Here is a 14,095-nt window from a genome sequence, read left to right on the forward strand (position 1 = left end):
TCAACACTCCCTTTATGTCATTCCCGCAGAAGCGGTAATCCAAAAAATAACTTTAATACTGCTATAAAATTACTATTAATTGATAAAATAAACCTAAAAAAACAAGTTTTTTATAGTTTTTACTGGATTCCTGCTCTCGCAGGAATGACAAAAACCGAGCCATGCAATAACGTCTACGGCTCCTCGCAATGACGGCTTAGGTATCCACACAACAAAGCATACTTAAAGATTAACTTCTAACAAATGATGGTTTTTGTGAATTTCTGCCGCTCAAAACTTTTTGAACCTGCGTGACCTTTGTAGCATCTCGTTCGCTTCTAGTTTTTAGAGTTTTTGGTTTAGTACTAACATCACTAGAAAATCCAGAGTCACTATCACTACTACTATAACTCCTGGCTGCTTCTCTTGCTGCGTAAACTGAAGCAACATCCTTGTATTGCTCATACGAATTAGACATATGAGAATTAATACTACTTCCAAGTTTAGTAATACGATCAATTTCTTCTCGGCTTATCTCCTCAAATAGAATTTTAGGTTTTTCTGCTGTGTCTGATATAGAGTTGCTTATAGGAGCATTTGGCCTAAAACTCTGAAATGTCATTTGCGGTTTTGTTATTTTAAGTTCTTCTGCTGTGGGTAGGCTCTCCGAACAAAATAATCTCTTGTGTACTTCTTCTGTAGCTGATATAGAATCGTTTATAGGTTCATTTGATCTAAAACTTTCTGAGTTTGAGGGTATTGTTGGAATATCAACTTTTAAACTTGTAGTATTAGAGCGTTTTTGATTAGGCTTTTTTATAGTTGCAAAACTAGGTGTTTCATTTTGAGTAATTGGCAAAATTAAATCATTAGATTTAAGGTCTACCAACTTATTATATACCCGATACTGCATATCTTTAGGAAATTGACTTGCTTGTGCGTTTATATCTTTTTCCTTATTTTCAATTAATTCCTCAAATTTATGCTTCGTTTTATATAATTGTTCATCAATCTTTCTAATTGTTCTAGTATTACTTTCTTTGTTTTTTGCTAAAACCTGCTCACTATTATTTACAAAAACACTTTTAACATTTTGCCAAATATTATTTAATTTTTCAAAAAATGTATAAGGTATTTCTTCCCTAATTTCAGCAACCCGTTTTTGTATTTCCTTAAGTTCTTTGATATTAGAATTCTCAGATATTAAATTTTGGATGTTTTGTTTTGTAGCATTTAAAGAATTATATTGTTTCTCTAGTTCTTCAGCCTTAATAAATTGTAAAGGATTTGTCATATTTAGAGCTGAGAATCTTTCAGGTTTACTCTTATAACTAAAATATACTTCCAATAATCTTTCTCTTTGTTCTTTAGATAAATCTTTCTTTGTTAAATCCTTAAAATTTTTTTCGATTTCTTCTTGTAATTCTTGCTTTAAAGGTGCAAATTTTTCCGCTATATTATATATCTTATTATCAATATCTTTTAATATTTTGTTATTATACTTTATTGCTTCATTTGTTAACTGTTCTTCACTTTTTACAAAAATATACTTTACATTAGAAACTGTTTTTACAAGTCTTTTAAACCAAGGCAGTGATATATTATGTTCTTTTTCTAGTTCTTTAGTTTCATTTTGTATTTCGATTAAACCTTGCAACTTCTTATTTTGTTCGCATAATTCATTTACTTGGCTTAATATAGTATTTAAAGCATTATTTTCTTGTGCTAATAATTTATTTATATCTATTTCTTTAGCCACGCCATACACCTACTATAAATTAATGTCGGCATTATAGTAAATTTCTTGTACAAAAGCAAAGGGAAAGTTAATTTATGTTAATATATTCTCAATAAATGAAAAGTAGATAAACGAGTATAGTTAACGTAATTTTAAGGATGATAAGCCTATAAGAGCAAATATAACTGAAATAATCCAAAATCTTATTACGACTTTTGATTCTGCCCAACCGTGTTTTTCAAAATGATGATGGAGCGGTGCCATTTTAAATATTCTTTTTCCTTTAGTAGCTTTAAAATAATATACCTGTAAAATTACGGATGCAGTTTCAATAACAAACAAGCCGCCGACAATAGCTAAAACTATTTCATGCTTAGTAATGACACTAATAATGCCAAGTACACCACCAAGACTTAGACTACCGGTATCGCCCATAAAAACTTCTGCCGGTTGTGCATTAAACCACAAAAATCCAAGACAGCTACCGACTAATCCCGCACATAATACCGCTAACTCTCCGGTATTCGGTATATAGGTTAGTTGCAAGTAATTTGAGTAAATTAGATTTCCTACTAAATAACTTATTAAAGCAAAAGAACCGGCAGTAAAAGCAATAGGAACAGTAGCAAGACCATCAAGCCCATCCGTTAGATTCACGGCATTAGAAGAGCCGACTATAACAAATATAGCAAAAACTATATAAAAATAACCAAGATCCAAACTTAAATTTTTAAAAAACGGTACGTTAAGTAAATGACTTGGATTTTTATTAGTATATTCTAGTAAAACACATATGATTAAACTGATAATTCCTTGCAGTAAAAGCTTACTTTTTCCCCTTACCCCGTAATGGTTATTTTTAGTTACCTTAGCATAATCATCCATAAATCCTATAATACCGAAGCTAATAAAACCAAATAACGTAATCCAAATATATTTATTAGTTAAATCAGCAAGTAATAAAGTAGAGAGACAACTAGACAAAATAATCATAATGCCTCCCATTGTCGGAGTACCTGCTTTTGTTTGATGCGATTCAGGTCCGTCTGAGCGTATAGGCTGACCATTTTTTTGAAGAGATCGTAGAAATTTTATTAATATCGGACCCGTGATAAAGCTAAAGCTTAGAGTTATAATAATAGCAAGACCGCTACGAAAAGTAATATAGTGAAATAAATTAGCTATATGTGAATTATGAATGTGAGGAAGTAAAAGATTATATAACATTTGTAGATTTAAGGTATTATTGTATAGCTAGAAAAACGCACTCGATGTCATACCGTGGCTTGACCACGGTATCCATCTTTTCACTAGACCACGTGGTCAAGCCACAGGGTGACAACCATTTTACCAAACCACACAACATTAAAAATATCCTAGTGTATTTATTTATAATAATCAACAATCTTATCAAGTTTTACGCCTCTTGACCCTTTTATTAAGATAAGCTCATTACTTTCAAATAAATCCGTGATATGCGTAATTAATTCATCAACATTTTTAAAGTATTTTTTAGCTATTTTGGGAGGTAGTAAATCATAAATATATTTAGTATTTACTCCTACTAAATAAACTTTAGAACACCCGGCATTTAGTATATAAGGTATTAGTTCTTCATGTAGCGGTTTAGAGCTTTCCCCCAGCTCTAACATACCGCCTATTATAGCGGTTTTATTCTCGGCAGGTACTTGTTTTAAATATTCTAATGCAGCTTTCATTGACTGCGGGCTTGCGTTATAGTAATCACAAATTACACGACAATTTTGTATATTGATAATCTCCCCTCTTCCTTTAGTAGGAGCAATATCTGCTAAGTGATTTGCAGCTATCTCTATATTTTTATCTAATATATCGATAATTAAAAGTACACCGGTATAATTTTCAGCAAAATGCCGAGGAATGAACGGTATAGTTATCTCTAAGGACTTATTATTTATCTTATACTTTAAGTGGACTTGCTCTCCTAGGGTCTCATATAAAACTAATTGTGCAGGTGTAGTAGTATTGTTGTATAGCTCATATTTTTTTGTCATTGCGAGGAAATTACATAGTAATTGACGAAGCAATCCAGTAAAAAATACTAATTTATAGCATTTTTTATTATTTTTTCTGGATTGCCACGCAGTCTTCGACTGCTCGCAATGACGATTGAGAAACCTTGAAACAGCAGTTGATTTTATAGATAATGTTCCAAAACTATATATTTTATCAATAGAAAGGTTTTTTAATATCGATAATATTTTGCTATAACAATTAGTATCGGCATTAATAACGGCAATATCATTTTTGCTAAAATTTTCAAAAATTTCACATTTAGCTTCAGCTATCTCTTCAAGCGAGTTAAAAAATTCTAAATGAGCCTCCGAAATATTAGTAATCATGGCAATATTCGGCTTTAATATTTGAACCAGTTCCCTTATCTCGCCTTTATGGTTCATGCCAAGCTCAAAAATGGCATATTCCGTATCATCAGCCATTGATGCAAGATTAATAAGCATACCGAGTTTGTTATTGAAATTACCTCTGCTAACAAAAACTAGGGAATCATGTTGCAATAATATCTTCAGTGCTTCTTTAGTGGAGGTTTTACCGACACTACCGGTGATAGCTATGAATTTAGCTTTTGAATTCTCTCGTTTATATAAAGCCATTTTTTGTAGAGCCTCAAAACAATCATCAACTAGGATAATTTTATCTTTATCATTTATCTCTACTTGCTTACTAACAATTACGGCTGCCGCTCCTTTATCTATTGCATCTAGAACATAATCGTGACCGTCTCTATTACCTTTAAGTGCTATAAATAAGTCACCTTTTTTAACGTCTTTGGAGTTGAATTGCACCTCATTACAATTGATAGAATTAGAGATTGTTATACCGAGAGCAGCACTTAAAATTTTAGAGTTCCAGATCATATGTTTTTGTTATTTATGTGTTGTTGTATGGCTTGTTTATGTCATCCCCGCATGGCATTGCCCACGTGTATGCCCAACCCATCATCGCAAGCATTTGCTGGTGTTGTTGCGTCAAGACGTTGCCTTTCCTTACAATGACGTTAGTTTTCTCACAATTTCAGCATCATCAAAAGGTAATTTCTTATCGCCTATAATTTGGTAATTTTCATGACCTTTGCCGGCAATTAATAAAATATCATCTTGTTTTAAATTATTTATCCCGTATTTAATAGCTTCTTCTCTATTTGCTATTTCCGTATAATCCGCTTTCTCTATACCGCTTATGATTTCAGCTCTGATCAATTTTGGGTCTTCATGACGTGGGTTATCATCGGTAATTATGACGTTATCAGCGAGTCTTGCAGCTATCTGCCCCATAAGACTTCTTTTTGTTTTATCACGATTACCGCCACAACCAAAAACTACGTTTAGCTTACTATCACGTAATTTAACATTTTTCAGTTCCGTTAAAGCTTTTTCAAGAGCATCCGGAGTATGGGAATAATCAACAAAAATATTAGTGTTGCCTATTCGCTCCATTCTGCCTTTTACCGGTTTAACTTGGGTTAGAATTTCGATTATTTTATTAAAATCAAATCCGATATAATGAATGCTAAGAGCGGCAATTAACAAATTGCTAGCCTGAAAACTACCGATTATCGACGTATGGAAATTATATGCTTTATCATTAAACGTAAAATTAATATCCTGTCCTTTTAAAGAACCATTAATTTTAGTTATTTGTACATCATCTTTTTTTCCAACAGTGATAAATTTAATATTATGGTTACGCAGATAATCTTTAATAAACTCTATTTCTTCTATATCGGAATTTAATATTGCAAGACCGCCTTGTAATAAATGCTCGGTAAATAATTTCAGTTTGGCTAATAAATAATTTTCTTTTGTATGGTGATAATCTAGATGATCCTGACTAAAGCTAGTAAAACATGCGATATTTACTTTTATTTCCCCAAGTCTTGCTTGATTAAAACCATGACTAGAAGCTTCAAAAGCTAAATATTCTATATTGTTTTCAGCTAAATTATGAGCAATTTTTCTAAAGCTTAAATAATCAAGCGTGGTTAATTCCGGCACATCATTTATAAGATTATCGCAGCCAAAAATCTCTACCCCTATCGTACCTATAGATGCGGCTTTTTTTCCAAGTAATGAATATGTTTGAGCTATATAGGACACTACCGAGCTTTTACCGTTAGTACCGGTTACGGCTATTAGATTCTTTGGTTTTTTAGGATAAAAGATTTCTATAGCTTCATATAAAGCTGCTTGTACATCTTCTACGTAAATTACTTTATCTATACTAGATTTCTTTTCGTTGTCCGTAATTACTAATGCTACCGCCTGATTTAAAGCATCATTTATAAAATCATTTCCATCGACATTTTGTCCTTTAATCGCAAAAAAGATATCATTCTCCTTAACGGTTTTAGAATTAATCGACAAACCTTTTACTTTATGTTTTTGGAATAATTGTTTTAGGTTATGGGGCATGGTTATTATTTCTATTACATTCTATGTCATTCCCGCGTAGGCGGGAATCCAGAAAAAAAGTATAAATACAACAAATTTTTGAAATTAAAAGCTCGATTTATCTCGCTTTACACTGGATTCCCGCTTTCGCGGGAATGACATAGAAGAGTGCAGGAAATAACATAATTATGCCTACACCTCCGATAAATTCCAAAGTAACTGATTTGCCTCGGTAATTATATTTTTATCTACTAATTTCTTGATATATACTAATTTATTATCCGGTTTGATTTTTGCCTGATTAGAGTAAGTACTAACGAATTTCAAAATTTTATCGGTCATATCGGCATTTTTATAAAATTTAATTACAAATCCGTTATCTCCTGAATCTAAATTCTCAATATTTAACTTAAAGCATAATAGTTTTATTTTTACAATATCAAGTAAATTATTAAATTCAATCGGTAGTGAGCCGAATCTATCAATCATCTCATCTTTAAATTTCTCTACTTCTATCTCATTGCTTAAATTACCTATTCTTCTATATAGCCCAAGTTTAAGGGCTGAATCGGATATATAATTATCGGGAATAAAGACGGATAATCCTAAATTAATAGTCGGGATAAATAGCTGTTCCGAGACAATCGGTTCATCTTTAAAAATAGCTATTTGTTCTTCCAGCATTTCTTGATAGAGTTCCGTACCTACTTCTTTAATTTGTCCTGATTGTTCTTCACCTATCAAATTACCGAAGCCACGTAAATCCATATCATGGCTTGCAATAGTAAAGCCTGAGCCTAAAGCACAACTATTTTGTATTATCTCTAAACGTCTTAAGGAGTGCGACGTCATCTTTTTATGACTTGCTACCATTAGATAGGCATAGCCCCGCACTTTACCTCGACCTATCCGACCACGCAATTGATATAGCTGGCTAAGCCCCAGCATATCGGCCTTATGTATGATCATGGTATTTGCTTCGGCTATATCAATTCCTGATTCTATAATAGTAGTTGAGACTAGTATATCGAATTTACCGGCATAAAACTCGCTCATAACCTCATCAATTTTACTCGGGGTCATTTTTCCGTGAGCTATTTTATAACTTAATTCCGGTACGATTTGTTTTAATTGTTTTTCGATATCCTCTATATCTTTAATTCTTGGAACTACATAAAAGCTTCTTCCACCTCTAAAATGTTCGCGTAATAATGCATCTCTGATAATAACGGGATCAAACGGCATAACCATCATCCGAACTTCCAATCTGTTTAGAGGCGGCGTTGCAATAATGCTAAGTTCTTTTAAACCGGTCATTGACATTTGCAGCGTTCTAGGAATCGGTGTTGCCGACATTGCAAGTACATGGGAAGAAGATTTTAGCGATTTAAGAAATTCTTTTTGACCGACACCGAAATGTTGTTCTTCATCGATTATTAACAATTTCAAATTAAAGAATTTTGTATTTTTGTGTAATAAAGAATGAGTGCCTATTATTATATTTATTTTACCGTTTTCAAGCTCCGATCTTATAATTTTTGCTTCTTTAGAACTAATAACGCTAGATAATTGCTTAATATTTAAACCAAATCCCTTAAACCTTTCTATGAACCTTGAAAAATGTTGACTACATAAAATAGTTGTCGGTACAACTACGGCTACTTGAGATAAATGTTCATTTAGAGATTTTGCTACCATAAAGACGGCACGCATTGCTACCTCTGTTTTACCAAACCCAACATCACCGCATATTAACCTATCCATTAACATACCGTTTCTTAGATCTTCTTTAATATCGTTTATAGCGGTTAACTGGTCTTCCGTTTCGCTGAAAGGAAAATTAGCACAAAATTTATCATATTCTTCAAGGTCAAATTCAACGGAAGCACTGCTATTAAGTTTCCTTTTAGCTGCTATTTGTATTAAATGCAGTGCTATCTCTTTTATACGGTTTTTAAGTTTCGCCTTACTTCTTTGCCATGAGACACTGCCAAGCTTATCAAGCTCTGCATTATCATTACCGTATTTTTTTATTACCTCTATATTTTCAACCGGTATATATAATTTATCATTACCGGCATATAAAATCTTTAAAAAATCATGTAGTTTGCCTTTGATTTCTAAAGCTTCTAGCTTTAAAAACTGCCCTATTCCATGATCTTTGTGTACTACAAACTCACCTTCAGCTAAATTATCAAGCTCCAGCAAGATATTTTTAAGCTTTTTGTTAGTGTTTGTAGAGCTAGATTTTTCTTCTAATAATTCGCTAGCGGTAATAAATAAATATTCTTTAGTATAAAAGCTTTGATTTAAAGGAATTATCCCGACATTTATTACTGAAGCCTTAGCCTCATCTAATTTATTTATCTCATTATATTTATATTCATAATTTTGGGTGATGCTTTTAATTCTCTCAAGACCGCTTAAAGAAGCTGCACCTATTACAATTTTTTTAGAAGAATGAGCTTTAATAATCTCAAATAATTTATCGAAAACCGTTTTCTTTTCTATAAAGCTTGTAGCAGCTATATTTTCAATTAGAGTTGCTTGCTCAGAATTTTCATAACTAATCAATATATTATTTTTTTGCTCTAGTAATTCTGTTATTTCAGAAGCGGTAAAATATAAGCTAGTCGGTGAAAGGGTGGGATAGAAACTATTAAATTTAAGTTTATTCGCTTCTGACCTTGCTGAATAAAAATCGTTATAACTATGCTCAAACTCTAAAATGGCTTGTTTTGATAAATTATCGAATATGAAAGTAGGATTGTTTAGGTAATCTACTAAGTTAGAGCAGGAATTATAAAATAACGGAAGTAATTGTTCATATCCTGCGAATTTTCTTCCCGATATCACCGCCTCATATAAAGGATTATCGGTATGATTAACTCCAAAATTTCGTAAGTAATTATTCTTAAAATTACCGATTGTTTCAGAATTTAAAACTATCTCATTTGCAGGACTAATAATGAGTTCGCTGCAATATTTAGTTGAAATTTGTGTATCAATATCAAATTCTTTTATTGATTCAATATAATCCCAGCTAAAATTAATTCTATAAGCTTTAGGACCAGGCAATATTATATCAATGATTTCGCCTCTAACCGCAAATTCCCTGACATCGATGCTACTCGCATTTCTTGTAAAACTATTTTCTACTAGAAACATAGCAAGCTCATCCGTAGTAAATTTCATTTTAGGAGATAGTTTTAAAAAATATTTAGAAAAAAAATCTTTCGGCGGTAATTTGTTTAATAAGTTCGCTGCATGAGTGATGAGTAATTTGCCGTTACTATTATTTGTTGTTAGCTTGGTTAATATTTCTGCACGTCTAGATAAGATATTTGCATTTGGTGACGTATGGTCGTAATGGATAGTATCATAGCTTGGAAAGTAATAAATATTTTCATTAGAAGAAAAAAAAATAAAGCTTGCTTGTATAATTGCAACGCCTCCTCTTCATTACTCGCACTCAAGATAAAATCTTGCTTAAAATTCTTAGTAAAACTATCGATTGCAAAGAAAGATTTGGCAGCCGCCGGAAATTTTTGTTGTAACATTCTATAGGAATTTATATTTTTGCTATTTTGCGTAATTTATCAATTATTTCGGCATCTAGATAAGAAGGAGCAGAAGATTTATTATTAATCCAATTATAAAGGTCATTATCATTTTGATCAAGTATTAAAGAATAGCTACCAAGTTTTTTTTCATCCATTAAGGATAGGTACTTTTCGGCAAAGCTACCGAGTATATAATCCATTTCTTTGCAACCGCGGTTTTTACTACGGTAAAAAAGTTTCTTTTGTAAAGAGTTTTTATTTAATTTATTCATCTATAACATCTTGCAAAATTTTTTTATAATAATATTATTAAAATTACTAAGGTCCTATAAACAAAATTTTAATTATTTATATTTTAAGGTATTTTTTAGCGAAAATTAATAAGATTTTTGCAATAATAGCTGTTTCTATTTCAAAAAAATCTTATAATTTGCAGCAAAAAAGAACTAAAATAGATTATTTTAAATTTTGTTTATAGAGCCTATATACCAAGATCATTTTAAAATGCTTTAATAATTAAGCACTCTAATAAATCCATTCTACATGGGTAAAATTCTATTAACTTTTATTATCAATAACAGCAAAAAGCGTAAATATGTCGGTTCAAAATATCTGTTCTACAAAAGCTTATGATATATTAATTTCAAATGATAATGCTTTTCTTGTGGATGTTAGAACTAAAGAAGAGTGGCAACAAGTTGGAATACCTCATTTAGATAATAAAAATAAGTTGATCTTTCTAAGTTGGCAATTGAATAAAGATTTTGAAGATAATTTTTTATCTATAATTAAAGATAAAATAGATGCAACAAACTTCTTACAAACATCCGCTAATAAGGAGGAATTTGAAGGAAACACGGCACGCAGCACCGCAGCGTATATAGATAATCACGCAGATGCGAGTACCGGATTGACGTACAAATTACCCTTAGAAGCAAGTTATGCAAGAAGTTTATTAATATTTTTTCTGTGCCGTTCAGGATATAGGTCATTTATCGCAGCAAATTTTATAACTAATATAGGTTATAAAAATTGTTATAATATTAGTGACGGCTTTGAAGGAAATAATCAAGACAAAGGCTGGAAACAAAATAACTTACCGTGGCAGTTTTAAGTGAGTACTAATCAAATAATTTTAACGGATCAAGGTGATAATTATGTAAATGTCTGGAGTCACGTGGCTCAAGATCTTTACAATCATTACGGTGAAACTCTATATAATAGCTGGTTTAGTAAAGTCAATTTTATAGAGTCTTCATTAAATACCGTTATTCTTTGTGCCCCTACTAACTTTGTTAGAGATTGGATAAAATCCAAATACTCTATGGTCATATTGCAACTATTTCAACATTATAATAATACCATTAAGTCAATTGAAATAATTACTAAAGAGTTACCTGGGACAACCCAAACAGTTATAGAATTACCTACTAAGACTTTTGCCGATATCGGCAGCAGTGAGCTTAATTCGGAAAATATCTTTTCAACCCTTGACGTACGTTTTACTTTCGATAATTTTGTAGTTGGAGTCCCAAATGAACTAGCTTATGCAGCAGCAAGAGCGGTTGCGGAATCATCAGGTGCGGTTTCTGAGTCTAATCCGCTTTTTCTATATGGCGGCGTAGGGCTTGGTAAAACTCATTTAATGCATGCAATCGGTTGGTATATCAAGCAGAATAACCCAAGCCGCAAAGTAATATATATGTCGGCAGAGAAGTTTATGTATCAGTTTGTTAAAGCTTTGCGTAATAAAGAAGTAATCTCGTTTAAAGAGAAATTTCGCTCGGTTGACGTGTTGATGATTGATGATATTCAATTTATTTGCGGTAAAGATAGTACGCAGGAAGAATTTTTCCATACTTTTAATACATTGATTGATAATAACCGTCAAATGGTTATTTCTTGTGATAGGTCACCTTCAGATTTAGATAATATTGAAGATCGGATAAAATCTCGTCTTGGATGGGGCTTAGTTGCCGACGTTCATAGTACTACTTATGAGCTACGACTCGGTATTCTAGAATCTAAGATTGAACAGATGAACGTTAAAATACCAAAAGACGTAATTGATTTTTTAGCATCTAAAATCGTTTCAAACGTTAGAGAACTTGAAGGAGCTTTAAATAAAGTGATAGCTCATTCTAATTTTACTTTAAAAGAAATTACACTCGAAAATACACAAAATATTTTAAGAGATTTATTACGTTCTAATGAAAGAATAATTACCGTTGAAGATATTCAGAAAAAGGTAGCTAGTCGTTATAATATTAAATTATCTGATATGTCTTCTTCTCGAAGATTACGAGAAGTTGCAAGACCACGTCAAATAGCCATGTATCTTAGTAAAGCATTAACCCCGAAAAGTTTAGCAGATATCGGCAAAAAATTCGGTAAAAAAGACCACACGACGGTTATGCATGCTATTAAGAAAGTAGAAGAATTACTGGAAAATGATATAGAATTACGTGAAGAGATTAATTTGCTGATGAAAATATTGCAGAATTAGCTGTGATTGCATGAGTTTTTCGTCATTGCGAAAAAAAACTGCAAATTTTGACGAAGCAATCCAGTAAAAAATGCTAAATTTAGCATTTTTTTATTATTTTTTTTGGATTGCCACGCTCCTTACAGTCGCTCGCAATGACGATTGCGGTATTTTCTGCATAATACAACAAAACACCAAATGCCTTCAAAAAAAACAATCCAATCCAAGAAATTTTTTCAAGATTATCTCGGTATAATTTACCGCTAAGCATAGGTTAATTCTTGCTATTATGTACGTAATAGTGTACACTTAAACATATAACTCCCCAGAGATAATATTATGACTATTTATACAAGCACGCAGGCACGAGCTAAATTATTTAATCTTATTGATGAGACAAATAAAACTCATGAACCTATTTATATAAAAGGAAAACGTAATAATGCGGTAATCATATCAGAACAAGACTATGAAGGATTGCAAGAAACTTTATATTTGTACTCTAAACCGGGCTTAGTAAAAAGAATCCTTGAAGCTAGTAAAGAACCATTAGAGGAATTTGTTAGCCATGAGAAATTTTGGAAAAAATGAAATATACTTTGATATATCACAAAAAAACTATAGCTGACAAAGATAAATTAATTGCAGCTAAATTAATAGATAAAGCAGAACAATTATGTAATGATTTAGCTGTTAATCCCACTCTTCCAAATAGTAAAAAACTTTACCGTGATTTAGTAGGTAAGTATTCTATAAGAATTAATTTACAGCATAGATTGGTATATGAAATCTTTGAAAAAGAAAAAATAATAAAAATACTTAGCATGTGGGGACATTATGAGTAATTGGGGGTATTAAATAGTATTTTTGCAAAAGAAATTTTTTTAAGATTATCCGGAAAATACCGAATTAACAGAATTATAGATAATTATGGTTACGGTGAGGGGATAGCATATTTCCTACTTAAAAGTTTAAATGAATTAATCTATAAAGAGGAATTGCAAATTCACTATAACGACTACGATCATCAAATCCTTGCTAATAAAGAATATAGATATATTTTAGAAAATAATAATATTGTAAAATATTTTGCCAAAGCAGAAAATAGCTTATTTCATAGTTTAGATTTTATAGATAACTCAAGAGCTACAGGTAGCCATTTATGCGGCAGTGATGAATATAATGCTACCTATATATTTTTAAATCCTGATTCTTTTACTCTTAACTACCGAGTTCTAGGACCTCAAAAAGACTATAATATTAATACTGTTTTTAATCGCATATAGTATTAGTATGTTCTCCCATTAGTTCATAATATTTTTTCATACTATCATCTATAGCAGTTGTTTCCACAGTTTGATTACTATCATCATCATTTTCCTTATACATATCTACTTTTTTAGAAAAAGAAAGTTTTAATCTCTTTCTAGGAGAAATAGTTTGATTAAATTTTAAGGTAATATCTTTTAATACATCTTTGGTATATTCAGGAGTATCAATATCATACCATTCTTTTATTTTAGCACATAAAATTTGTAGAATTTCTGGTAAGATTTTTTTAATTTCTTTCTTGAGAGAGGCTTGTTTTTGAGCTAAAAACCCTTCAATATTTTTTATGCTTTCAGTAAATTCCAAATAGGTTATCTCAATTAAATCCTTTAAATCCCCCGAAAAATCCTTTTTTTCAAGCAATTTAGTTTTTGTAAGCTTTAAATTATGTTCTCCTATATTATTTACTTTAAGAATTAAAGCAGTTAAATTTTGGTCTAATGAATTTAACAAATCCGTAGGACAATGTTCTAGTTTATTAACTTGTTCTAAAAAATATTTGATATCATTAAGACTTATATTATCTATATTTTTACCTTTATGGGAGTGTTGA

Annotated in this window: 13 protein-coding genes and 3 pseudogenes; 8 read left to right on the plus strand and 8 right to left on the minus strand. The window is 31.2% G+C overall.

The genetic code is table 11. From position 1 onward, the window contains the following. Window positions 1-192 (plus strand): hypothetical protein (locus SB78_RS10385; RefSeq protein ID WP_041078930.1); only part of this gene is annotated, 192 nt, incomplete at its 5' end. Between the two features lie 37 nt (window positions 193-229). Here SB78_RS10385 and SB78_RS04515 read toward each other — a convergent pair. The 5 genes from SB78_RS04515 to SB78_RS04530 form a co-directional block, all read right to left on the minus strand. Continuing rightward, the gene (locus SB78_RS04515; RefSeq protein ID WP_041078931.1) at window positions 230-1,738 is read right to left on the minus strand and encodes a V-type ATP synthase subunit I domain-containing protein; all 1,509 of its coding nucleotides are present in this window, start codon (window positions 1,736-1,738) and stop codon (window positions 230-232) included. Between the two features lie 120 nt (window positions 1,739-1,858). Then, entirely contained in the window at window positions 1,859-2,944 is a 1,086-nt protein-coding gene (mraY, locus tag SB78_RS04520) for a phospho-N-acetylmuramoyl-pentapeptide-transferase (RefSeq protein WP_041078932.1), read from the minus strand. A 16-nt stretch (window positions 2,945-2,960) separates the two neighbouring features. After that, on the minus strand, window positions 2,961-3,083 hold the full coding sequence (locus tag SB78_RS10935; RefSeq protein ID WP_241773747.1) for a palindromic element RPE4 domain-containing protein: 123 nt from the start codon (window positions 3,081-3,083) through the stop codon (window positions 2,961-2,963). Window positions 3,084-3,102: 19 nt separating this feature from the next. Further along, on the minus strand, window positions 3,103-4,632 hold the full coding sequence (locus SB78_RS04525) for a UDP-N-acetylmuramoyl-tripeptide--D-alanyl-D-alanine ligase (protein WP_041078933.1): 1,530 nt from the start codon (window positions 4,630-4,632) through the stop codon (window positions 3,103-3,105). Between the two features lie 129 nt (window positions 4,633-4,761). Beyond that, the gene (locus SB78_RS04530) at window positions 4,762-6,186 is read right to left on the minus strand and encodes a UDP-N-acetylmuramoyl-L-alanyl-D-glutamate--2,6-diaminopimelate ligase (protein WP_041078934.1); all 1,425 of its coding nucleotides are present in this window, start codon (window positions 6,184-6,186) and stop codon (window positions 4,762-4,764) included. Between SB78_RS04530 and SB78_RS10130 the strand changes: the two genes are divergently transcribed. After that, window positions 6,178-6,324, plus strand: coding sequence for a hypothetical protein (locus tag SB78_RS10130; protein WP_199402783.1), 147 nt, complete (start codon window positions 6,178-6,180; stop codon window positions 6,322-6,324). The genes SB78_RS04530 and SB78_RS10130 overlap by 9 nt on opposite strands. A gap of 33 nt (window positions 6,325-6,357) precedes the next feature. Here SB78_RS10130 and mfd read toward each other — a convergent pair. Both mfd and SB78_RS04540 read right to left on the minus strand, forming a co-directional pair. After that, window positions 6,358-9,725: pseudogene (gene mfd / locus SB78_RS04535) on the minus strand (transcription-repair coupling factor). Between the two features lie 11 nt (window positions 9,726-9,736). After that, window positions 9,737-10,000: an FAD assembly factor SdhE gene (locus SB78_RS04540; RefSeq protein WP_011270705.1), complete on the minus strand. Its 264-nt coding sequence runs from the start codon at window positions 9,998-10,000 to the stop codon at window positions 9,737-9,739. 323 nt (window positions 10,001-10,323) lie between these two features. On the opposite strand from SB78_RS04540, the pseudogene SB78_RS10940 reads away from it, so the two are divergent. The 6 genes and pseudogenes from SB78_RS10940 to SB78_RS10135 form a co-directional block, all read left to right on the plus strand. Beyond that, window positions 10,324-10,536, plus strand: a pseudogene (locus SB78_RS10940) (rhodanese-like domain-containing protein); the annotation flags it as partial. Window positions 10,537-10,683: 147 nt separating this feature from the next. Next, window positions 10,684-10,842: pseudogene (locus SB78_RS10950) on the plus strand (rhodanese-like domain-containing protein); the annotation flags it as partial. Then, on the plus strand, window positions 10,843-12,234 hold the full coding sequence (gene dnaA / locus SB78_RS04550) for a chromosomal replication initiator protein DnaA (RefSeq protein ID WP_041078936.1): 1,392 nt from the start codon (window positions 10,843-10,845) through the stop codon (window positions 12,232-12,234). 318 nt (window positions 12,235-12,552) lie between these two features. Continuing rightward, a complete protein-coding gene (locus tag SB78_RS04555) occupies window positions 12,553-12,804 on the plus strand; it encodes a type II toxin-antitoxin system Phd/YefM family antitoxin (protein ID WP_041078937.1) in 252 nt (83 codons plus the stop codon). An 8-nt stretch (window positions 12,805-12,812) separates the two neighbouring features. Continuing rightward, window positions 12,813-13,058, plus strand: a complete 246-nt coding sequence (locus SB78_RS04560; protein ID WP_241773748.1) for a type II toxin-antitoxin system RelE/ParE family toxin — start codon at window positions 12,813-12,815, stop codon at window positions 13,056-13,058. Continuing rightward, window positions 13,059-13,499: a DUF6314 family protein gene (locus SB78_RS10135; protein WP_041078939.1), complete on the plus strand. Its 441-nt coding sequence runs from the start codon at window positions 13,059-13,061 to the stop codon at window positions 13,497-13,499. Here SB78_RS10135 and SB78_RS10955 read toward each other — a convergent pair. After that, window positions 13,486-14,095: hypothetical protein (locus tag SB78_RS10955; RefSeq protein ID WP_241773749.1), on the minus strand; the 610-nt coding region annotated here is incomplete at its 5' end. The two genes, SB78_RS10135 and SB78_RS10955, sit on opposite strands and share 14 nt — an antisense overlap.

The sequence above is a fragment of the Rickettsia asembonensis genome (genome assembly GCF_000828125.2).
GTDB lineage: Bacteria > Pseudomonadota > Alphaproteobacteria > Rickettsiales > Rickettsiaceae > Rickettsia > Rickettsia asembonensis.